Origin of the sequence: Aeromonas sp. MR19, from assembly GCF_963899305.1 — a bacterium.
In the GTDB taxonomy this organism is placed as follows: Bacteria; Pseudomonadota; Gammaproteobacteria; order Enterobacterales; family Aeromonadaceae; genus Aeromonas; species Aeromonas bestiarum.
Genome location: NZ_CAWQWZ010000013.1, coordinates 1 through 20,550, shown reverse-complemented (window position 1 = coordinate 20,550; position 20,550 = coordinate 1). Strand labels below are relative to the sequence as shown.

At 61.1% G+C, this 20,550-nt stretch carries 15 protein-coding genes; 6 read left to right on the top strand and 9 right to left on the bottom strand.

The window, feature by feature from the left end:
* Positions 1 to 43: 43 nt before the first annotated feature.
* Positions 44 to 667 carry a glutathione S-transferase family protein gene (locus AACQ95_RS11930; protein WP_241280978.1) on the bottom strand — a complete coding sequence of 208 codons (624 nt, stop codon included), beginning with the start codon at positions 665 to 667 and terminating at the stop codon, positions 44 to 46.
* Positions 668 to 728: 61 nt separating this feature from the next.
* On the bottom strand, positions 729 to 1,229 hold the full coding sequence (locus tag AACQ95_RS11925; RefSeq protein WP_241280977.1) for a thioredoxin family protein: 501 nt from the start codon (positions 1,227 to 1,229) through the stop codon (positions 729 to 731).
* Between the two features lie 834 nt (positions 1,230 to 2,063).
* Here AACQ95_RS11925 and AACQ95_RS11920 point away from each other — a divergent pair.
* Complete coding sequence (locus tag AACQ95_RS11920; RefSeq protein ID WP_241280976.1) at positions 2,064 to 3,560, top strand: C69 family dipeptidase; 1,497 nt, start codon at positions 2,064 to 2,066, stop codon at positions 3,558 to 3,560.
* Positions 3,561 to 3,683: 123 nt separating this feature from the next.
* Here the strand turns inward: AACQ95_RS11920 and asnB are convergent, their stop codons facing one another.
* From asnB to AACQ95_RS11900, 4 genes are all read right to left on the bottom strand, one after another.
* Positions 3,684 to 5,348, bottom strand: coding sequence for an asparagine synthase B (gene asnB / locus AACQ95_RS11915; RefSeq protein WP_241280975.1), 1,665 nt, complete (start codon positions 5,346 to 5,348; stop codon positions 3,684 to 3,686).
* A 193-nt stretch (positions 5,349 to 5,541) separates the two neighbouring features.
* The gene (locus AACQ95_RS11910; RefSeq protein ID WP_241280974.1) at positions 5,542 to 5,910 is read right to left on the bottom strand and encodes a cupin domain-containing protein; all 369 of its coding nucleotides are present in this window, start codon (positions 5,908 to 5,910) and stop codon (positions 5,542 to 5,544) included.
* A gap of 114 nt (positions 5,911 to 6,024) precedes the next feature.
* The gene (locus tag AACQ95_RS11905; RefSeq protein ID WP_241280973.1) at positions 6,025 to 7,599 is read right to left on the bottom strand and encodes a cation:proton antiporter family protein; all 1,575 of its coding nucleotides are present in this window, start codon (positions 7,597 to 7,599) and stop codon (positions 6,025 to 6,027) included.
* A 91-nt stretch (positions 7,600 to 7,690) separates the two neighbouring features.
* Positions 7,691 to 8,440, bottom strand: coding sequence for an HAD-IIA family hydrolase (locus AACQ95_RS11900; RefSeq protein WP_043139434.1), 750 nt, complete (start codon positions 8,438 to 8,440; stop codon positions 7,691 to 7,693).
* A 214-nt stretch (positions 8,441 to 8,654) separates the two neighbouring features.
* On the opposite strand from AACQ95_RS11900, the gene AACQ95_RS11895 reads away from it, so the two are divergent.
* Positions 8,655 to 9,674: an adenosine deaminase gene (locus AACQ95_RS11895; protein WP_241280972.1), complete on the top strand. Its 1,020-nt coding sequence runs from the start codon at positions 8,655 to 8,657 to the stop codon at positions 9,672 to 9,674.
* Positions 9,675 to 9,782: 108 nt separating this feature from the next.
* Here the strand turns inward: AACQ95_RS11895 and AACQ95_RS11890 are convergent, their stop codons facing one another.
* The 3 genes from AACQ95_RS11890 to AACQ95_RS11880 all read right to left on the bottom strand — a co-directional run bounded on the left by AACQ95_RS11890 (position 9,783) and on the right by AACQ95_RS11880 (position 13,938).
* Complete coding sequence (locus tag AACQ95_RS11890; protein WP_241280971.1) at positions 9,783 to 10,904, bottom strand: alkene reductase; 1,122 nt, start codon at positions 10,902 to 10,904, stop codon at positions 9,783 to 9,785.
* A 259-nt stretch (positions 10,905 to 11,163) separates the two neighbouring features.
* Entirely contained in the window at positions 11,164 to 12,699 is a 1,536-nt protein-coding gene (locus AACQ95_RS11885; RefSeq protein WP_098983753.1) for a TerC family protein, read from the bottom strand.
* Between the two features lie 312 nt (positions 12,700 to 13,011).
* Positions 13,012 to 13,938, bottom strand: a complete 927-nt coding sequence (locus AACQ95_RS11880; protein ID WP_098983754.1) for a cation diffusion facilitator family transporter — start codon at positions 13,936 to 13,938, stop codon at positions 13,012 to 13,014.
* A gap of 169 nt (positions 13,939 to 14,107) precedes the next feature.
* Between AACQ95_RS11880 and ydiJ the strand changes: the two genes are divergently transcribed.
* The 4 genes from ydiJ to AACQ95_RS11860 all read left to right on the top strand — a co-directional run bounded on the left by ydiJ (position 14,108) and on the right by AACQ95_RS11860 (position 20,298).
* Entirely contained in the window at positions 14,108 to 17,164 is a 3,057-nt protein-coding gene (gene ydiJ, locus AACQ95_RS11875; protein WP_241280970.1) for a D-2-hydroxyglutarate dehydrogenase YdiJ, read from the top strand.
* Positions 17,164 to 17,652 carry a hypothetical protein gene (locus AACQ95_RS11870; RefSeq protein ID WP_241280969.1) on the top strand — a complete coding sequence of 163 codons (489 nt, stop codon included), beginning with the start codon at positions 17,164 to 17,166 and terminating at the stop codon, positions 17,650 to 17,652. The genes ydiJ and AACQ95_RS11870 overlap by 1 nt, the downstream gene beginning before the upstream one ends.
* 122 nt (positions 17,653 to 17,774) lie before the next feature.
* On the top strand, positions 17,775 to 18,236 hold the full coding sequence (locus AACQ95_RS11865; RefSeq protein ID WP_241280967.1) for a hotdog fold thioesterase: 462 nt from the start codon (positions 17,775 to 17,777) through the stop codon (positions 18,234 to 18,236).
* Between the two features lie 181 nt (positions 18,237 to 18,417).
* The gene (locus AACQ95_RS11860; RefSeq protein ID WP_241280966.1) at positions 18,418 to 20,298 is read left to right on the top strand and encodes a DEAD/DEAH box helicase; all 1,881 of its coding nucleotides are present in this window, start codon (positions 18,418 to 18,420) and stop codon (positions 20,296 to 20,298) included.
* Positions 20,299 to 20,550: the final 252 nt, after the last annotated feature.

Genomic DNA, 20,550 nt, shown 5'->3' with positions numbered 1-20,550 from the left:
CCGCACTGCTCAACGCTGTTGTCCCCCTCCCGCTCGATTCACCTCATGGCGTCCCGTTGCATCCATACAGGCAAAAGCCGGGCCGCTCACTCAATCGCTGGTAGTAGTCACTCACGGCCGGCAGTGATGGACGTTCAAACGGCGTTTCCAGCCAGCGGTTGACCGACAGGCCGATGGGAATATCCGCGAGCGAGAAGCGGCTCCCAGCCACATAAGCACCGCTTGCCTGGAGATGCCGATCCAGGATCTGCATGTATCTGGACCAATCCGCACATCCCGCGCTGAGTGCCCGGCTGTCCTGATGCAAGGGCGAATGCCTGACCAGCGACAGGAATGCGTAGCGCCAGGCGGCGTTCAAATCCGATGCTTGCCAATCGATCCATTGATCGACCATGGCCCTCGCGCGTGCCTCGACTGGATAGAGAGCGGCTTCACCATAGCGCGCCGCCAGATAGCGGATGATGGTATTTGATTCCCACAATGTGAAGTCGCCATCCTGAATGACAGGCACCATGGCGTTCGGGTTCATCGTCAGGAATTCGGGGGTATCCGTCGGCTTGAAGCCTGTTCCCCACTCCTCCAGCTCGAAAGGGAGACCCGTCTCGGCGCAGGTCCACAGCACCTTGCGCACATTGATTGACGAGGCCTTGCCCAGTATCCGTATCATCTCTTCGTCCTTGTGTGGTGAGTCGGGGCTTATCCATGACAGGGTTGCATCGATTGGCGGGTCAGCTGCGGGCCGTCTTGGGCTGGAAGAAGGCGATAAACTTGCCGAATTTCGCCTCGTCGTAGCTCTTTCCCTTCTCCAGCAGCCCTGTGTTGAAAGACTCCAGCAACTTGCCTTTGGCATCCAGCACGTAGAAGTGGGGCACCCCAAGATACTCGGGGTAGCGTTTTAGGAAGGGCTCGTTCTTGTTCGCCTTGCTGACGTTCACCTTGACCACCACGAAGGTCTGGTTGAACTGGCTGGCAAGGGCTGGCTCCCGGTCCAGGAAGTGGTTCATCTCCTGGCACCAGCTGCACCACTCACCGCCCACCAGCAGCAGGACCTTCTTGCCCTCGGCACTGGCTTTGGTGGTTGCGGCGGCCAGATCCTGCGCCGGATCCCGCCGCTCGTCATACCCCTGGCTGTAATCGGGCAGTGTGCTGGCCCAGAGATGGCCGGCGCTGTACGCCTCGCCATGGAACAGGGCCGTGCCCAGCAGCAGCGGCAATAGCAGTCGCTTCATCCTTTTCTCCTTGTGTTGTTGTTCGTTGCTTCCAAGCCGCAACAATGTGACACGAGCGAACCCCTTCGCCAAGCGGCAAGAGTGGCAGGGCATATGCGAAAAATGGGAATGATGGGTCAGAAAGGTGCCTTTGTCGGTGCGGCCGTGTTGGCCGCCCGGATGGATTGGCGAGACAGCCAAGGACCTTAACTTGGGTCTGCCGCAGATCTGTATCCCGTCGGCCGGCGGCGAGTGAGCCGCTGGCTGCTTCTGGGAATGAAATGAGGAGAGTGGAATACAGAGCCTGTCCCTTGGGATATTGATGCGGGAAAATGGCGAATAATAAGCGGCCGTCGTGTGCACGCTGGTATTCAGCGCCATGGGAAATAATACCCGTCACGCTGGCGATAAAGGTGGATTTCATATCTCTGTATATTTGACCGAACCCATATATAAAATATTGTTTTGCTGAGGTTCCATCTGTGTTGGTGATACAGCGGTAATTCAGCTCACTCCTTGGTGTGCGCCGGGAAGCGTTATGCTTGCGCTGTGTTGGTTGTACATATCGATACTTTAAATTGATATTTAATATATTTTTGGTGTTTTGAGCCTGTTATCACGTTTGTGACAGTCGATAAAACCTAACATCGTCGCACCCATAATAAATGCGAACCGGTTGCGTATCGAGAATTAACCTTCCTTTGAAAATTGTCATGGGCATAACAGTTAGTGGTATTGATAACCCGTCGACATGGCTCATGGCATTCAGGTTTATCAAGCGTGTCACCCTGTCAGCTATATCCATCACTAGATGGGAAGGGGCATTTCACGTTAATTTTGCAACAAGGAGATATCATGCATTCCTTCAAGAAGTGCGTCGTCGCACTCTCCATCAACCTTGCTCTCTTCTCGTCGGCGTTCGCCTGTACCACCTTGCTGGTTGGCAGCGAGGCCAGCGCCGATGGCTCCATGATGGTGGCCCGCAGCGCCGACAGCGATGCCCTGAAAGCCCAGCATTTCGTGATCCATCCGGCGAAACAGGGGCAGAGCGGCGTGCACAGTTCCAAAGCCCACAACGGCGCCAATGATTTCAGCTACCCCTTGCCCAAAAACTCCCTGCGTTACACCACGGTACCGAACTGGAAGACCCAGCTGCACGGCGCAACAGGTTTCAACGAGAAAGGCGTCGGGGTGAGCGGCACCGAGTCCATTTTCGCGTCGCCCGAGGCGCTTGCCTTCGACCCCTATGTCGAGGACAAGGGCATCACGGAGGACGATATTCCCGATGTGCTGCTTTCGCGCGCCACCTCGGCCCGCGAGGCGGGCGCCCTGCTGGGCAACATCATAGAGACCATAGGCGCGGGGGAGGGGTTTGGCGTCGCCGTGGTGGATGACAACGAGCTCTGGTATCTGGAGACAGCCACCGGTCACCACTGGATGGCGCAGCGTCTGCCCAAGGACCAGTATTTTGCTTCTGGCAATCAGGGGCGCCTGCAGCACTACGATCCTGCCAGTGCCGACATGATGGGCTCGAAAAATCTGGTCGAGTTTGCCACCGAGAAGGGGCTCTACCAGCCACAAAAGGATGGGAAGTTCAGTTTCTCGAAAGCCTATACCCGTGACGATGAGCGGGATCGTACCTATAACGATCCCCGGGTCTGGACCATACAGCAGATGTTCAACCCCTCGCTCAAGCAGGCGGTGGATGCTGGTCGCCAATTCCCGGTCACCCTGACCCCCGAGAAGAAGATGACCCTGGATGAGGTCAAGGCGGTGCTGCGCAATCACTATGATGGCACCGAGCACGATCCCTACGGCAAAGGGTTGAACGGCCAGGAGCCGTGGCGCCCCATCAGCGTGTTTCGCACCTACGAGGCCCATGTGATGCAAGTGCGCCCCTGGATGCCGCGCGAGGTGGGGGAGGTGACCTATGTGGGACTCGGCATGGCGGACTTGACCGCCTTCGTTCCCTACTACAGCGGTCTGGAGGCCTATCCGGCCCACTATGCCCTGGGCAGCGACAAGGCGGACAGCGACTCCATCTACTGGAAATATCGCAAACTGCAGACCCTGGTGATGACGGATTACCCCAAGTTGGCACCCATGGTGAAGCAGGCTTACCAGAGCTGGGAGGCGAAGATCGCCAACGAGCAGAAAGAGATGGAAGCCAAGTATCTGAAAACGGTCAAAACAGACAAGGCCGCCGCCAACCGTATGCTCAACGACTTCAATCTGCGGGTGATGAAGGATGCGGAAGCACTGACCGACGATCTGACCAACCAGGTCTTCACCGTCCGCACTCAGGATATTCAGGCCGATATCTTCTTTGCCAACAAGGCGAAAAAGGATTGATGTCGCTCAACGCGGCAACATCGGCCAGCTGAGCTGACGAGCGCCATCGCCATGACCAAAAAATAAAAGCCCCTCGCGAGGGGCTTTGTTGTTGGCTGGTTGGCCAGGATATCCGTCAGCGGATCAGTAACTCTGCTGGTGGACGTCCATCACGGCGCGACCGGATGGGTCTGCCATTTCCTTGAACTTGGCATCCCACTCCAAGGCGGTCGGGGTGGAGCAGGCGACCGACTTGCCGTAAGGCACTGTGCGGGCGGCGGACTCCAGCGGGAAGTGCTCGTCGAAGATGGCGCGGTAGTAGTAGGCCTCCTTGGTGAGTGGGGTGTTGACGGGGAAGCGGAACGCCGCCGCCTCAAACATCTGATCCGTCACTTCGGTCTCGACCATGGCCTTGAGGCTGTCAATCCAGGAGTAGCCCACGCCGTCGGAGAACTGCTCCTTCTGGCGCCAGGCCACTTCGTGGGGCAACAGCTCCTCGAAGGCTTCGCGCAGTATGTGTTTCTCGATCTTGCCGTTGCCGCACATCTTGTCGGCAGGGTTGAGGCGCATCGCCACGTCCATGAACTCCTTGTCGAGGAAGGGCACGCGACCCTCCACGCCCCAGGCGGCCATGGACTTGTTGGCCCGCAGGCAATCATACAGATGCAGGGAGGCGAGCTTGCGCACGTTCTCTTCGTGGAACTCTTTGGCGTTCGGCGCCTTGTGGAAGTAGAGGTAACCGCCGAACAGCTCGTCCGAGCCCTCGCCCGAGAGCACCATCTTGATCCCCATCGCCTTGATGTAACGGGCCATCAGGTACATGGGGGTGGAGGCGCGGATGGTGGTGACGTCATAGGTCTCGAGGTGGTAGATGACGTCCCGCAGGGCATCCAGCCCCTCTTGCACTGTGAAGTGGATCTGATGGTGGATGGTGCCGAGGTGATCGGCCACCTTGCGGGCGGCGGCGAGATCCGGCGAGCCTTCCAGGCCGACTGCGAAGGAGTGCAGCTGGGGCCACCAGGCCTCGCTCTTGCCATCATCTTCCACCCGGCGGGCGGCATAGATCTTGGTGATGGCGGAGATGACGGAGGAATCCAGGCCGCCGGAGAGCAGCACGCCATAGGGCACGTCGCACATCAGCTGGCGCTTGACCGCCGCTTCCAGCGCGGCTTTCAGTTCAGCCCGGTCGCTGACCTTGTGCTCGACCGCTGCGTACTCCATCCAGTCACGCTTGTACCACTGTTTTAGCTCGCCATCCTTGCTCCACAGGTAATGTCCCGGCGGGAAGGTTTCGACGCTCTTGCACACGGGCACCAGGGCCTTCATCTCGGAGGCGACATAGAAGTTGCCGTGCTCGTCGCGACCGGTATAGAGGGGGATGATCCCCATGTGGTCACGACCAATCAGGTAGGCATCCTGTTCGGCGTCATAGAGGATAAAGGCGAAGATGCCGTTGAGATCGTCCAAAAAGGCGGGGCCCTTCTCCTTGTAGAGGGCCAGCAGCACCTCGCAATCGGAGTGGGTCTGGAACTGGAAGTCGACCTTGAGGTTCTTCTCGAGTTCCTTGTGGTTGTAGATCTCGCCGTTGACGGCCAATACGTGAGTGCGCTCCGGGTTGTAGAGCGGCTGGGCGCCATTGCCCGGATCGACGATGGCCAGGCGCTCGTGCACCAGTATAGCTTTGTCTGTGCTGTAGACGCCGGACCAGTCAGGACCGCGGTGACGCAATCGCTTGGACATCTCCAGGGCCGATTTGCGCAAGGCTGCTGCATCGGATTTGATGTCCAGAATGCCGAAAATAGAACACATTGGCGGTAATCCTCTTGATTTTTATAGGAGCCCCCCACGAACGGGCTCGAAATTCCATTTACATTCCTCGCCAATCACAATGCCTAGCGCAAAAACCTTTTGCAAGCGGGAAAACCGCACAAAATCATGCCGCAAACGTCAAGCCGACGGGGGCATCAAGCGGCGGGTACCTAGGGGCGACTTGACGCGCACGTCAAGCGGTGGCGGGCTCGAAGATCACATAGAGCTTGCGACAGGGGGTGAGCGTCTCCCACTGCCCGACAAAGCCTGCCGGAATAATGAACTGATCCCCCGGTTTGAGGGCAAGCTGGCCGCCCTGACTGTCGTGGATCACCACATCCCCTTCCAGCAGCTGGCAATACTCGTGCTCCGTGTAGTGGATGGCCCAGCGGCCGGGCTCGCAGGCCCAGAAGCCCACGTGAAACTGCTGGCTCGGATCCGAGTAGTGGTTCCAGACAGTTTGCGCCGGGTTGCCCGCGTTAATGCGCTCGGGAGCGGGCATCAGCGGAGTAGGGGCGGCCTGGTGGCTGTTTAGCAGGATCCAGTCGTTGAGGGTCTTCATGGTGCCTCCTTGGCAAGGATATAAAAGCGGGACCATACTGGCCCCGCATTTGTTCGTTTTATTAAACACGGTTGTGCATAACGTAAACGATACGTCTCACCTTGCCAAGCGTCGTCAGCGTGGCTGCAACCGCTTGATGACATGGCGGGCGAAGCCGCTGCCCGCCTCGTCGTAGACATTGAACACAGCATCCACCCCCTGTTCGCGCAGGGAGGCGATGTCATCCTCGAAGCGGACTATGGCCGCTATCTTGCCGGCAAAGCCGTGGCTGCGCAGTTTCTCGATGGCGTAGAGATTGCCCGAGTGGTGGGGCATGGCCAGCAGCACCAGGTTGACCTGGTTGGAGAGCAGCACCTTGTCCCAGAAGTCGGTATCTGTGGCGTCTCCCTCGATGACGTTCATCCCCTGGGCGCGCAGGGTGGGCAGCTTCTCGCTGTCGTTCTCCACCCCGAGGATCACTGTGCCGTACTTGTTCTCCAGCTCGAAGTAGGCGCCCTGGCCGATGCGACCCATGCCGAGGATGATCACCTCGGCATCGCCGAGCTCGATGGGCCTGTCCTCCGGGTGCAGGGTGTTGGCCTGGATCCCGCGCAGCCAGCTGCCGAGCCTGTGGTAGATCCGCTCGCTCTGGCTGTTGAGCGGTGCCGAGATCATGAAGCTTGCCGCCAGCGCCAGTGAAAGGGCGACCAGCCACTCGTGGGAGATCCACCCCGCCTTGGCGGCGATGGCGGCCACGATCAGGCCAAACTCCGAGAAGTTGGTGAGCGCCAGGGTGGAGAGCAGGGCGGTACGCACCCGCAGGTGGGCACCGCTGTAGACCAGGTAGTAGAGCGCGCTCTTGAGCGGCAGCGCCAGCACCAGTGCCAGCGCCAGCAGCATGGTATCGTGGGTCGGCAGGCCGTTGAGACCTATGGTCAGGAAGAAGCAGACGAGGAAAAGATCTTTGAGGTTGAACAGCGCCTTGGCCAGCCCGGCGGCGGCCGGGTGCGAGGCCAGCATCATGCCGATGATGAGCGCCCCCAGATCGGGCTTGAGCCCCACCACCTCAAAACCGGCGGCGCCCACCACCAGCGCCAGGAAGATCCCGAACAGCACCTGCAGCTCGCCGTGGCCGGCCCGCTCCAGGAGTTTGAACAGCAAGGGGCGCAGCAGCGGCAAGCCGAGCACCCAGAGTGCCCAGATGCTGGGCCACTGGCCGCTGGAAAACGCCAGAAAGGCCACCGCGAACACATCCTGCATGACCAGCACCCCGATGGCGAGCCGGGCGTAGAGGGCATTCATGTCGCTGCGATCCTCCAGCACCTTGACCGCAAAGACGGTGCTGGAGAAGGAGAGGGCAAAGCCGAGCAGCAGCGCCAGCTTCCAGTCCAGCGACAGGGCCAGCGCGAGCCCCAGCCCCTTGCACACCAGCAGAACCAGGGTAAACAGCAGGGTGGAGCAGAGCAGATGGACGCTGGTGGTGCCCCACACATCGCGCCGCATCAGGGTCTTGACGTTGAGCTTGAGACCTATGGTGAACAGCAGCAGGGTGACCCCGAGATCGGCGACCTCGTTCAGTGCCAGGGTATTGTGATAGCCCATGCCGTTGAGGAGGAATCCGGCGGCCAGAAAGCCCAGCAGGGGTGGCAACCCTATGAGGTTGACCAGCATGCCGCACCCGAAGGCCACGGCGATCATCATTGGTTCCATTTCGCGTCCTTCGGGGGCTGCGGGTCAGCCCCGGCTAGATGCTGGTGACGGCCTGATGACGGGCATGGCGGCGCCATGCCCGGGCCGGCGATCAGACGATGTCTATGTCCACGACTGAGTCGAAGATGTGGTTCGGGCGAAACGGCATGCGATCGATATCCGCCACCTTGCTCACCCCGGAGAGCACCAGCACGGTTTCGAGACCGGCCTGGAAGCCTGCCAGAATATCGGTGCGCAGGTTGTCGCCTATGATGACGGTGTCATCGGAGTGGGCTTCCATCCGGTTGAGCGCCGCCCGTATGATCCAGGCGCTCGGCTTGCCCACATAGAAGGGCTTCTTGCCGGTCATCCGCTCTATGGGAGCGCAGAGGGCGCCGCAGGCCGGGTGCATCATGGGGCCGTGGGTATCCGGGTTGGTGGCGATGAAGCGGGCCCCCTGATCCACGAACTTGGCCCCCAGCTGCATCATGGTCCAGTTGTAGTTGCGGGTCTCGCCCACCACCACGAAGTCGGGGTCTATGTCGGTGATGGTGAAGCCGGCCTTGTAGAGCTCGTGGGTCAGGGCCCCCTCGCCAATCACATAGGCTTTCTTGCCATCCTGGCGTTTGAGAAAATCGGCGGTGCCCATGGCGGAGGTGTAGAAGCACTCTTCCGGCACCTCGATCCCGGCGGAGCGGAAGCGGTTTTGCAGATCTTTCTGGGTCTGGGCCGGGTAGTTGGTGAGGAACAACAGCTTGCTGCCCTGCTCCAGCAGGCGATGGACGAAGCGGTCGGCGCCGGGCACCAGATCGTTGTTGTGCAGTATGACGCCGTCGATGTCACAGATGACACTTTTCTTCATGGGGACTCCTTGTGTAGGCGCAAGAGGCGGCGGAAAGTTGCGCCAACTCTTAATATCTTCAATCAGTTATGTTGTTTTTGTGACGCCATTATAAGTCTGTTTGATGACAAGTCTCCCCCACAATCAGAGATAGGTGCACAATGAGCAGAAGAGGGGAGGGATCCGCTCTGCGAGTGGCAGATCCCGCGGTCTGTGTGTTGATGGAGCCGTCATCATGGATAACTTTATTGCCGGTTTGCCCAAGCTGGAGTTGCACCTGCATATCGAAGGAACGCTCGAGCCTGAGCTGATGTTTGCCTTGGCCAAACGCAACGGGGTGGCCCTGCCCTGGCCCGACGTGGAGAGCGTGCGCGCCGCCTATGATTTTGACTGCCTGCAAACCTTCCTCGATCTCTACTACCTGGGCGCCAGCGTGCTCGTTACCGAGCAGGATTTCTTCGACCTCACCTGGGCCTATCTGGAACGCTGCGCCGCCGACAAGGTGGTGCACGTGGAGATCTTCTTCGACCCCCAGACGCATACCGCCCGCGGCGTACCCTTTGCCATCGTGCTTGGCGGGATCGAACGCGCGCTGCAGGCGGGGGAGCGGGAGTTGGGCATCAGCTGGCGCCTTATCATGAGCTTTCTGCGCCACCTGAGCGAAGAGGCCGCCTTCGCCACCCTGGCTGAGGCGATGCCGTTCCTCGCCCGCATTCACGGTATCGGCCTCGACTCGGGGGAGAAGGGCAATCCGCCCAGCAAGTTTGCCCGGGTGTTTGCCCGCTGCCGCGAGCTGGGGCTGCCGGTGGTGGCTCACGCTGGTGAAGAGGGGCCTGCCGAGTACATCTGGCAGGCCATCAATGAGTTGCAGGTGCGCCGCATCGATCACGGGGTGCGCTCGGCAGAGGATCCCGAACTGCTGCGCTATCTGGCCGATACCCGGCTGCCGCTCACCGTCTGCCCCCTCTCCAATACCCGGCTCAAGGTGTTTGACCGCATGGCCCATCACAATGTGCTCACCCTGCTGGAGCAGGGGCTCTGCGTCACCATCAACTCCGACGATCCCGCCTACTTCGGCGGTTACATGGCGGCCAATTTCCACGCCCTGGCCCATGACCTTGGCGCCAGCATGAATCAGCTCTGCCGCTTGTCGCTCAATGCCGTCGAGGCGAGCTGGCTGAGCCTGGCGGACAAGGCACGGCTCACCCGGGAGATCAGGAGCTATGCCGCCTGTTACGGGGTCGCCCTCTACTAGTCTCGTGCGGCCGGTTGCGTCGGCGACACAAAACAGCAGGCCCGCCAGTGATGGCGGGCCTGCTTGGTTTCGACGGGCTGGCGTGCCGACAGGGGCCGCTGGCCGGTATCAGGCCGATTGCGACTCGGTGGCCTCTTGATAGGTCGGGTAGTCGGTCAGCCCCTGTTCGCCACCACCAAACAGGGTGGCTGGATCGTGGGGGGCGAACGGGTAGCCGTGGCGCAGCCGGTTCGGCAGATCCGGGTTGGCCACGAAGGGGCGACCAAAGCCAATCATGTCGGCCCAACCGGCCTGGAGGGCGGCCCGTGCTCGCTCGCCATCGTATTTGCCCGCATAGATGAGGGTGTTGGGGAAGGCGTCCCGCAGCCCCTGCTTGAAGTTTTCCGGCATCAGGGGGGCATCGTCCCAGTCCGCCTCGGCGATGTGCAGGTAGACGACATCAAGCTCCCCCAGCAAGCGGGCGGCGGCCAGATAGGTCTGCTGCGGGTTGGCATCCACTGTGCCGTTGAGGGTGGTGAGCGGCGCGAGGCGCACCCCGACGCGGTCTGCTCCGATTTCGGCACTGACCGCCTCTGTCACCTCTTTCAGGAAGCGCAGGCGATTTTCCAGCGAGCCGCCGTAGTTGTCGGTGCGGGTGTTGGACTCGGAGTCCAGGAACTGGTTGATGAGGTAGCCGTTGGCGGCGTGCAGCTCTATGCCGTCGAAGCCGGCCAGCATGGCGTTGCGGGCTGCCTGGCGGAACTGGCCCACCACTGCATCTATGTCTTGCTGGGTCATGGCGCGCGGGGTGACCGTTTCCACGAAGCCGGGTGCATCGCTGCCGTTATCGACGAACACCCTGACGCCCACGGCCTTGATGGCCGACGACGAGATGGGCTGGGCGCCGCCCAGGTTGTCGGTATGGGTGACCCGGCCCACGTGCCAGAGCTGGGCGAAGATGGTGCCGCCCTTGGCGTGTACCGCGTCTGTCACCCCCTTCCAGCCGGCCACTTGCTCGGCGCTGTGGATCCCCGGCGTCCAGGCATAGCCTTTGCCCATGGGGTCTACCTGGGTGCCTTCGCTGATGATGAGGCCCGCCTCGGCGCGCTGGGCGTAATAGGTGGCCATCATGGCATTGGCCACATCACCGGGTTGGCTGGCGCGGGAGCGGGTCATGGGGGGCATGACGATACGGTTGTTAAGGTGCAACTGGCCCAGACGCAGCGGGCAGAACAGGTGATCGTGGCTCATCTTGAGTTCCTCATGGTGGGAGTGAGGCCACTCTAGCCCTGCGGCTTGCTGTGAAAAAGGGGGGTAATTGCAGAAAAGAATTGCAGTAATGGCATCAATCCATCGGCACAGGGTCTGGATGGCGTTCGCTGGCTCGCCAGCGGGCAGCTGAGGGACTGGGAGGGGAAGATCTGGCTGCGGTGTCGTGCAATAAAAAGTGCAACAAACAGCGCCATAAAAAGAGGGCCTGCTCGGCCCTCCTTGTTCATGTGACCGGGGCTCAGGTCCCCAGCGGCATGACCCGTACCCGTTCGATACGGCGCTCGCTCACCTCGACCACCTCGAAGCAGAGCTGCTGCAGTTGCAACTGCTGGCCCGGGGTGGGCAAGGAGCCGAAGTGGGAGAGCAGCATGCCCGCCAGGGTCACGTATTCGTCGCTCTCGCTCACCAGCCCCTCGTGTTCCAGCACCTGTTCCACATGGTGGATGTTGGTGCTGCCGTTGATGAGCCAGCCTTCCCCGTCGCGCACCATGTCCGGGGTTTCGTCCTCGTCCGGCAGTTCGCCGACGATGGCCTCCAGCAGATCGTGGGTGGTGACCAGCCCCTGGATGACGCCAAACTCGTCGGAGACCAGGATCAGGCTGCCCTTGGCCTGGCGCAGCTCCGCCAGCAGCCGGATCACGTTGATGGTCTGCGGCACTATGATGGGGTCGTTCTGCTTGGCCAGCTCGCTCAACGGTTGCCCCTCGTTGAGGGCAAACAGCAGATCCCGCGCCTTGACCACGCCTATGATCTCGTCCAGATCGCCGTCACAGACCGGGAACAGGCTGTGAGGCTCTTGTTGCAGCAGGGCGCGGATCTCCTCGGGCGAGTCGTTGACGTCGATCCAGGCCATGTCGGAGCGCGGCGTCATTATGGTGCGGATGGAGCGCTCGGCCAGCGACAAGACCCCGGTCACCATGTAACGCTCCTCCTCGCCAAAGCTCAGCGGTGCAGGTGCCGGCGCATCCAGATCATCGTCCGGTCTGTCCTGATATGCCTTGCTGCCCATCAGCTTGAAGATGGCGGCCGTGGTGCGCTCGCGCAGGGGCTGCTTGGCCTCGTGGCGCTCGGCGCTGCGCTGGGAGAGCTGGTTGAAGAACTCGATCAGCACCGAGAAGCCGATGGCCGCGTAGAGGTAGCCCTTGGGAATATGGAAGCCAAACCCTTCCGCCACCAGGCTGAAGCCGATCATCAACAGGAAGCTCAGGCAGAGCACCACCACGGTCGGGTGGGCGTTGACGAACTGGGTCAGGGGCTTGGAGGCGAGCACCATCACCAGCATGGCGATGGTCACGGCCGCCATCATGACGCCCAGGTGTTCCACCATGCCCACCGCAGTGATGATGGAATCCAGCGAGAAGACGGCATCCAGCACCAGGATCTGCGCCACCACAACACCGAAACTGGCGTAGACGCCGCTGTGGCCGCCGGACTCGGGGTTGGCCTCAAGCCGCTCGTGCAGCTCTGTGGTGGCCTTGAACAGCAGGAACAAGCCGCCGCCCATCAGGATGAGATCCCGACCGGAGAAGACGAGCTCGCCGAGCTGAAGAATGGGGGCGGTCAGGGTCACCAGCCACGACATCACGGCCAGCAGGCCCAGACGCATCAGCAGGGCCAGCGACAGGCCTATGATGCGGGCCTTGTCCCGCTGGGCGGGGGGCAGTTTTTTCACCAGGATGGCGATGAAGACCAGGTTGTCGATCCCCAGCACGATTTCCAGAATGATCAGGGTAAACAGACCCACCCAGATGTGGGGATCCAGCAGCAATTCCATGTAATGACCTCAATAAAAAAACAGACAGAGCGGGTGTCAGTGACGGCGAACAATGGCCGTGGGAGCACGAAACTTGGGTGTTTTCAGAGGCGCTGGTGGAGCAATAACAGATACATTTTGACAGGGAGAAACGAAGGGCAACTTCGGGGATTGTCCATGATGGGCAATAAAACCTCGGGTTAAAAATGAGCCCTGATGATAGCGGGAATCGGCGCGTTGGCAAGCGCAGGGCGATTAATTTGACAAGCACAGAGCGATCAAGATGTGAGGACGCAGGGGGAGGCGACCGGGTCGCACTCCCCCGACCGGTCTTTACAACCAGCGCTTCTCGCGGGTGAAGCAGACCGAGAGCCAGGCATCCCCCAGGGTATCGCCGAGGCGGGACCAGAGCTCCTGGCGCAGGGCATCCTGGCGCTCGATGGGCCACTCCTGCCCCGGCGCCACCAGAATGTTCAATTCCAGATCGAAGCGGCGGCCGCTCTTTGCCAGATGGCTGTAGCACTCGATGCCATGGCGCAGGCGCAGGGCCTCGATCTCCTGCTCAACTTGCCGGGGCACATCGCCCTTGGGGGCTATCTTCAACACCTCCCGCAGGTTGCGACCCAGTACCTTGATGGGGATCAGGGTGGCGCACAGCGCCAGCAGGGTGACCAGCACGGGATCTATGTAGCGGTTGTAGTGGCCGTAGCCGAGGGCGTCGAGCCCGATGGCCACCACGAAACCGATCAGCAGGGTGGCGCTGAGCAGGGTATCCACCAGCCACTCCTTGGAGTCGACCCGCACCAGCTCGGAGTCAATCTGCTCGGCGACCCGGGCTTCGATGCGATAGATGATGGCGCAGAAGAAGGTGCAGACGGCGGCGTAGATGAGGGCGTGGCCGAGATCGATCTCCCGGCCTCCCGCCAGCAGGGAGGTGATGCCGCTGTAGAAGGCGCCGAGGCAGAGCAGCAGAATGATGGCGCCGTTGATGACGTTGGTGATGGGCTCGAAGTGGGCGTAGCCGTACTGGAAGCGATCATCGGAGGGGCGGGTAACGAGATAGGCTGTGATGAGCCCGAGCCCCGTCATGCCCATGCTGAACAGGGTGAAGATGCCATCGAGCATGATGGCGTTGGAGCCGACGAACAGGCCATAGCCGATGCCGAAGATGGCAAAGGTGATGCAACCGAACAGCGACAGGGTCAGCGCCTGTTTTTCGGTGCGGATCAGCGTACTGATAACATGGCTGTAATGAGCCATAAAAGTCCTCCTTTCAAATGGTGAAGATTGCGCGCGCAAGCGGTTTTCTAGCTGATATACTGCCCGCTCACATGTGAGCGGACTGGTTCGGGGGCCCGCGAAGAGGCTGGCCCGAACGGTCGTTGTCGCCGGAGTACCGGCATCAAGCAAAGGATGGGAACAAGGATTCATGATCCCGAGACTCGATTACCAGGACAGTTTGTCACCCGCAACCCTGCAGTTTCTTGAGTTGCTAGAGCGCAGCGCATTTCGTGGTGATATCGAAAAGTCTTATGCAAGCCGGTTGGCGATGGCGACGGATAACAGCGTCTATCAGGTTGTACCTCAGGCGGTTCTCTATCCGCGCAGTGCGGACGATATTGCGGTGATGCTCAAGCTGGCCCAGGGGCCCGAGTACGCAACCTTGAGTTTCTTCCCTCGCGGCGGCGGTACCGGCACCAATGGTCAATCCTTGGGCGGCGGCATTATCGTCGATCTCTCGCGCCATATGAACCAGATCATGGAAATTAATCTGGAAGAGGGCTGGGTGCGGGCCCAGGCCGGGGTGGTGAAAGACCAGCTCAACGCCTATCTCAAACCCCACGGTTACTTCTTCTCGCCGGATCTCTCCACCTCCAACCGCGCCACCCTGGGGGGCATGGTCAACACAGATGCCTCTGGGCAGGGGTCGCTGGTCTACGGCAAGACCTCGGATCATGTGCTTGGCCTGAAAGCAGTGCTGGAAAACGGCGATCTCATGGCGACCGAGCCGGTCAATGGCGCGCGTCTCGCCGACAAGCTGGCGCTTGAGAGCCGGGAGGGGGAGATCTATCGCACCCTCTACCGCATAGGCCGCGAGCGCCGTGCCGACATCGAAGCCACCTTCCCCAAGCTCAACCGCTTTCTGACCGGTTACGATCTCAAGCATCTTTATATCCCCGATACCGACACACTGGATGTCAGCCGGGTGCTGTGTGGCTCGGAAGGATCTCTTGGCTTCATCACAGAAGCCAGGCTCAACATCACCCCCATCCCGCGCTACCGCACCTTGGTCAACGTCAAGTACGACAGCTTCCCGTCAGCCCTCAGGAATGCCCCCTTTATGGTGGAGGCGCAGGCCCTGTCGGTGGAAACGGTGGACTCACGGGTGCTGGGACTGGCTCGCGCCGACATCATCTGGCATTCGGTCAAGGCCTTCATTGAGGACGTGCCCGGCAAGGATCTGCAGGGGCTCAACATCGTCGAGTTTGCCGACACCGACGAGGATGCGCACAAGGCCAAGGTAGCCGAGCTGTGCCGGCGTATCGACGGCCTGCTGGCGCGTGGTGAGGCCGGGGTCATCGGCTATCAGGTGTGCGACCATCTGCCGAGCATCGAGACCATCTACGGCATGCGCAAGAAGTCGGTGGGGCTGCTCGGCAACGCCGAGGGGCGCAAGAAGCCGGTGGCCTTCACCGAAGACACCGCCGTGCCGCCGGAATCCCTGGCCGATTTCATCATGGAGTTTCGTGCCTTGCTCGATGGCCACGGCCTTGACTACGGCATGTTCGGCCACGTCGATGCCGGTGTGCTGCACGTGCGCCCGGCGCTCGATCTGTGCGACCCCGAGCAGGAGGTGTTGCTGCGGCGCATCTCGGATCAGGTGGTGGCGCTCACCGCCAAATACGGTGGCCTGATGTGGGGGGAGCACGGCAAGGGCTTTCGCTCCGAATACAGCCCCGCCTTCTTCGGCGAGCTGTGGGAGGAGTTGCAGCGGGTGAAGGGAGCTTTCGACCCCGCTAACCGCATCAACCCGGGCAAGATCTGCATGCCTTATGGCAGTGGGGCCGAACTGGTGTCGGTGGATGGGCCCAAGCGCGGCAAGTTTGACCGCCAGATCCCGATTGCGGTGCGGGAAAGCTATACCCGCGCCATGGATTGCAACGGCAACGGTCTCTGTTTCACCTTCGAAACAGATTCTCCCATGTGCCCCTCGGTCAAGATCAGCCGCGATCGCCGTCACTCTCCCAAGGGGCGGGCCGGCCTGATGCGCGAGTGGCTGCGCCAGCTGGCAGAGCAGGGTTTCGACCCTCTCGCCGAAGAGGTGGCGTTGCAAAGCGGCGGTCTGCGCTTCAAGCAGATTGTCGACAAGTTCCGCAATACGGTGGCCCGCGCCCGCGGCCAGTATGACTTCTCCCACGAGGTGATGGAGGCGATGGAAGGGTGCCTCGCATGCAAGGCGTGCACCAGCCAGTGCCCCATCAAGGTGGATGTGCCCACCTTCCGTGCCCGCTTCATGCAGCTCTATCACAGCCGTTATCTGCGCGGCCCCAAGGATTACTTCGTCGGCACGGTGGAGAGCTACGCCCCCCTGCTGGCCAAGGCGCCGAAACTGGTCAACTTTTTCCTCGAGAAAGAGTGGGCCCAGAAGGCGACCGAGAAGAGCATCGGCATGGTGGACGTGCCGCTCTTGAGCGTGCCGACCCTGGCCGAGGAGCTGCGTGACCATCGCGCCCGCTATTTCGATCTGCCGGGCCTCGAAGCCATGAGCCCGGAGCAGCGTGCCAACGTGGTGCTCATAGTGCAGGATCCCTTCACCAGTTATTACGACGCCCCCGTGGTGCGGGACTTGGTGAAGCTTGCCAGCAAGCTTGGGCTGCAACCCTATCTGCTGCCATTCAAGCCCAACGGCAAGCCCCAGCACGTGAAGGGATTCCTGCGTGCCTTTGCCCGCACCGCGGCCAACAGTGCCCAGTTCCTCAACAAGATAGCGGCGCTGGGCATTCCCATGGTGGGGGTCGATCCTTCACTGGTGCTCTGCTATCGGGACGAGTATGCCAAGGCCCTGGGTTCGGCCCGTGGCGACTTCCAGGTGCTGCTGCCCCAGGAGTGGCTGCTCTCTTTACCCGCTCCTGAGAGCAGGGTGAGCGAGGGTGAGCAGGCCGAGCCCTGGTATCTGTTTGCCCACTGCACCGAGAAGACCGCCAAGCCCTCGACCCACGGCGACTGGGGCACCTTGTTCCAGCGTTTTGGGGCCCGCTTGCAGCCTGTGTCTGTGGGCTGCTGCGGCATGGCCGGCACCTATGGTCACGACGCCAAACAGGTGGAAAATTCCAAGGGGATCTACGGGCTTAGCTGGGCAGAGCCGCTTTCCCGCCTGCCCAAAGATCGCTGTCTGGCCACAGGTTACTCGTGCCGCAGCCAGGTCAAGCGGATGGAGGGGGAGAAACTCAAGCATCCGCTGCAGGCCCTGCTGGAACTGCTCTGATGCTGACGCTGCCCAAGCGATTTCGGGTGCCGCAAGCCTTTCGGCACCCGCACTTCCTGCTGTTGCCTGTCGCCCAGAGTCAGGCTGTGGTGGAGTTTGTGGCCATGCAGCGCGAGCGGGAGCAGCTGCATCAGTTGTTTCGCCCGGATGACGTCTGGCCCTCTGCCCAGTTCAGTCTGAGCCAGCACGAGGGGGATCTGGAGTGGCAGCGCTCCGAGTTTCTGGCCAAGCGCTCGTTCGCCTATGGCCTCTGGAGCCCGGATCGGGAGCCGCAATTTTGGGGCGGGGTCTATCTCTACCCCTCGCTCCTGCCGGAGGTGGCGGTGGAGCTCTTCTTCTGGAAGCTGGCCGAGGCCCCCCTCACCGAAGCCGAGCTGGAAGCCGAGCTGCGGCTCTGGCTGGGCAAGGTGTGGCACTGGCCCGACCCCTGCTTGCCGGGGCGGGAGCAGCCCTGGGCCGAGTGGCCTGGCGTGACCTATCCCTGGTGAGGTCCCGGCATCAGGAGCTGGCTTGGCAAGATGCCCCCTGATAGGGGCATCTTCTTTTCCAGCCCTTTTTCGCCGACACTGCTCATGTATAACCCGTTGATCACACAAGGAGTCTGCTCGCCATGAGTCAAGAAAACGGCGCCATCTGGCGCAAGTCCATGAGCCTGGAGGGGCTCAATGCCAGTTCCCGCAACACCCTGATGGCCCACTTGGACATCGTCTACACCGATTTTGGCCCCGACTGGCTGGCGGCCACCATGCCGGTGGATCACCGCACCCATCAGCCCCTTGGCATGCTGCACGGCGGTGCGTCCGTTGTGTTGGCGGAGACGCTGGGCTCCCTGGCCGCCAACATGGCGGTGGGCGCGGACAGCTACTGCGTGGGACTGGAAGTGAATGCCAACCACCTGCGGGCCAAGCGGGAAGGGGTGGTGACGGGGCGTTGCTCGCCACTGCATCTGGGGGCAACGACCCAGGTGTGGCAGATTGAAATTCGGGACGAACGTGAGCGTTTATTGTGCACCAGTCGATTGACCATGGCGGTGCTCAAACACAAGCGGGGCAAGGACTCCAGCGAGGAGTGATCTGCAATAACGCACCATGAGTGCAAAATAAGCAAGCCATAGTCGCGAGATCCCTCTATAATTGCCAACGTCTTGAGAGGCTTATCACATTTTTCAAGACAGCAGAACAAAGTGGCGCTATAATCGCCGCCTTTTTGCTATTCCGCGGTGCTTAGCCGCCTGCCTTAATCTGGAAGAATCTATGTCTGATACCGAACAACTGCCCCTTTTTAGTGAGCTTGGACTGGCCGCGCCTGTATTGAAAGCGCTGCAGGACGTGGGCTATGAGCGCCCGTCACCGATCCAGGCCGCAGCAATTCCCCACCTGATGGCGGGACACGATCTGCTGGGGCAGGCGCAAACCGGTACAGGGAAGACCGCTGCTTTTGCCTTGCCTCTGTTGTCTCGTCTGGAAGCTGGTAACCGCAATACCCAGGTTTTGGTGCTGGCACCGACCCGTGAACTGGCGCTGCAAGTTGCCGAGGCGTGCCAACGTTACGCCAAGCACATGCCGGACTTCCATGTTCTGCCCATCTACGGTGGTTCCTCTTACGAAACCCAGACCCGCGCCCTGCGTCGTGGTGCTCAGGTTGTCGTGGGTACCCCTGGCCGTGTGATGGACCTGATCCGTCGCAAGAACCTGGACCTCTCCGGCCTGAAAGCCCTGGTTCTGGACGAAGCCGATGAAATGCTGCGTATGGGCTTCATCGACGACGTGGACTGGATCATGGAACAGTGCCCGAGCACTCGTCAGGTCGCACTCTTCTCTGCCACCATGCCGGACCAGATCCGTCGTGTTGCCCAGAAGCACCTGAAGCAGCCGAAAGAGATCAAGATCATCACCAAGACGTCCACTGCACCGACCATCCGCCAGCGCTACTGGCAGGTAACCGGTCTGCACAAGCTGGACGCCATGACCCGTCTGCTGGAAGTCGAGCCGTACGAAGCCGTACTGGTCTTCGTGCGAACCAAGAACGCGGCCGAAGAGCTGGCTGGCAAACTGGCCGCCCGTGGTCACGCCTGTGAAGCGCTGCACGGTGACATCCCGCAGAAGCTGCGTGAGCGTACCGTCGACAAGCTGCGTCAAGGCCAGCTGGACATCCTGATCGCCACCGACGTTGTCGCCCGTGGTCTGGACGTTGAGCGCATCACTCACGTGGTGAACTACGACATTCCGTACGATACCGAATCCTACGTACACCGTATCGGCCGTACCGGCCGTGCTGGTCGCAAGGGTGAGGCCATCCTGTTTGTTGCTCCCCGTGAGCGCCGCATGCTGCGCGCCATCGAGCACGCCACTCGTCAGGCCATCGAGCCGATGAAGATGCCGAGCACCGAGGACATCAACCAGCACCGCATGACCAAGTTCAAAGAGCGCATCCGGGAAACCATGATGGGCGAAGAGCTTGAGATCTACCACAACCTGGTGAACGAGCTGATCGAAGAAGATTCTGCCGATCCGCTGGAGCTGGCTGCCGCACTGGCCAAGCTGGTACAGGGTGACCAACCGCTGCTGCTGGATGAGTCCATCCCAGAGCCGCAGTTCAACCCGAGTAACGATCGTGGTGGCCGTGACTTCGAACGCCGTGACGGTGGTCGTGACTTCGCAGACCGTGGTGATCGTCCTGCCCGTCGCATGCCGTCCCTCGAGCCGCGTCCGCTGAAAGACAATCCTGATGTAGAGATGGAGCGTTACCGCGTAGACGTGGGTGCCCATCACGGCGTCAAGCCGGGCCAGATCGTGGGCGCCATCGCCAACGAAGCGAACATCGAGAGCCGTTTCATCGGCAACATCGACATCGCCGATGACTTCTCCACCGTCGATCTGCCCAAGGGCATGACCGCCGATGTACTGGAAGTGATCAAGAAAGCCCGTGTTTGTCAGCGTCCGCTGATGATCACCCGCTACACCGAAGTGCCGGCTGGCAGCAACACTGCTCCCCGTCCGCCGCGCAGCGATCGTCCTTTCAACAAGGATCGCCGCCCCAGCGGTGACCGTCCGTTCAACAAGAGCGGGGAGCGCCGTGAAGGTGGCTTCAGCAAGGATCGCAAGTTCGGTGGCAACAAGCGCCGCGACAGCTAAGTCCTGATAGTCTTGATAAAAAGGCCGCTCATCGAGCGGCCTTTTTGTCGCCTGTCATTTGGCTGGTCTGGGGACTGGCTCAGCTCAAGAGGCCGGGATTGTGTTGGCCAGGGAGCGCCAGCATACTGCCTCTGCCTCTGCCTCTGCCTCTGCCTCTGCCTCTGCCTCTGCCTCTGCCTCTGCCTCTGCCTCTGCCTCTGCCTCTGCCTCTGCCTCTGCCTCTGCCTCTGCCTCTGCCTCTGCCTCTGCCTC

Excerpts from the sequence above, each read along its gene's own strand:
- AACQ95_RS11930 (WP_241280978.1), bottom strand. The coding sequence starts at position 667 with ATGATACGGATACTGGGCAAGGCCTCGTCAATCAATGTGCGCAAGGTG.
- AACQ95_RS11925 (WP_241280977.1), bottom strand. The coding sequence starts at position 1,229 with ATGAAGCGACTGCTATTGCCGCTGCTGCTGGGCACGGCCCTGTTCCAT.
- AACQ95_RS11920 (WP_241280976.1), top strand. The coding sequence starts at position 2,064 with ATGCATTCCTTCAAGAAGTGCGTCGTCGCACTCTCCATCAACCTTGCT.
- asnB (WP_241280975.1), bottom strand. The coding sequence starts at position 5,348 with ATGTGTTCTATTTTCGGCATTCTGGACATCAAATCCGATGCAGCAGCC.
- AACQ95_RS11910 (WP_241280974.1), bottom strand. The coding sequence starts at position 5,910 with ATGAAGACCCTCAACGACTGGATCCTGCTAAACAGCCACCAGGCCGCC.
- AACQ95_RS11905 (WP_241280973.1), bottom strand. The coding sequence starts at position 7,599 with ATGGAACCAATGATGATCGCCGTGGCCTTCGGGTGCGGCATGCTGGTC.
- AACQ95_RS11900 (WP_043139434.1), bottom strand. The coding sequence starts at position 8,440 with ATGAAGAAAAGTGTCATCTGTGACATCGACGGCGTCATACTGCACAAC.
- AACQ95_RS11895 (WP_241280972.1), top strand. The coding sequence starts at position 8,655 with ATGGATAACTTTATTGCCGGTTTGCCCAAGCTGGAGTTGCACCTGCAT.
- AACQ95_RS11890 (WP_241280971.1), bottom strand. The coding sequence starts at position 10,904 with ATGAGCCACGATCACCTGTTCTGCCCGCTGCGTCTGGGCCAGTTGCAC.
- AACQ95_RS11885 (WP_098983753.1), bottom strand. The coding sequence starts at position 12,699 with ATGGAATTGCTGCTGGATCCCCACATCTGGGTGGGTCTGTTTACCCTG.
- AACQ95_RS11880 (WP_098983754.1), bottom strand. The coding sequence starts at position 13,938 with ATGGCTCATTACAGCCATGTTATCAGTACGCTGATCCGCACCGAAAAA.
- ydiJ (WP_241280970.1), top strand. The coding sequence starts at position 14,108 with ATGATCCCGAGACTCGATTACCAGGACAGTTTGTCACCCGCAACCCTG.
- AACQ95_RS11870 (WP_241280969.1), top strand. The coding sequence starts at position 17,164 with ATGCTGACGCTGCCCAAGCGATTTCGGGTGCCGCAAGCCTTTCGGCAC.
- AACQ95_RS11865 (WP_241280967.1), top strand. The coding sequence starts at position 17,775 with ATGAGTCAAGAAAACGGCGCCATCTGGCGCAAGTCCATGAGCCTGGAG.
- AACQ95_RS11860 (WP_241280966.1), top strand. The coding sequence starts at position 18,418 with ATGTCTGATACCGAACAACTGCCCCTTTTTAGTGAGCTTGGACTGGCC.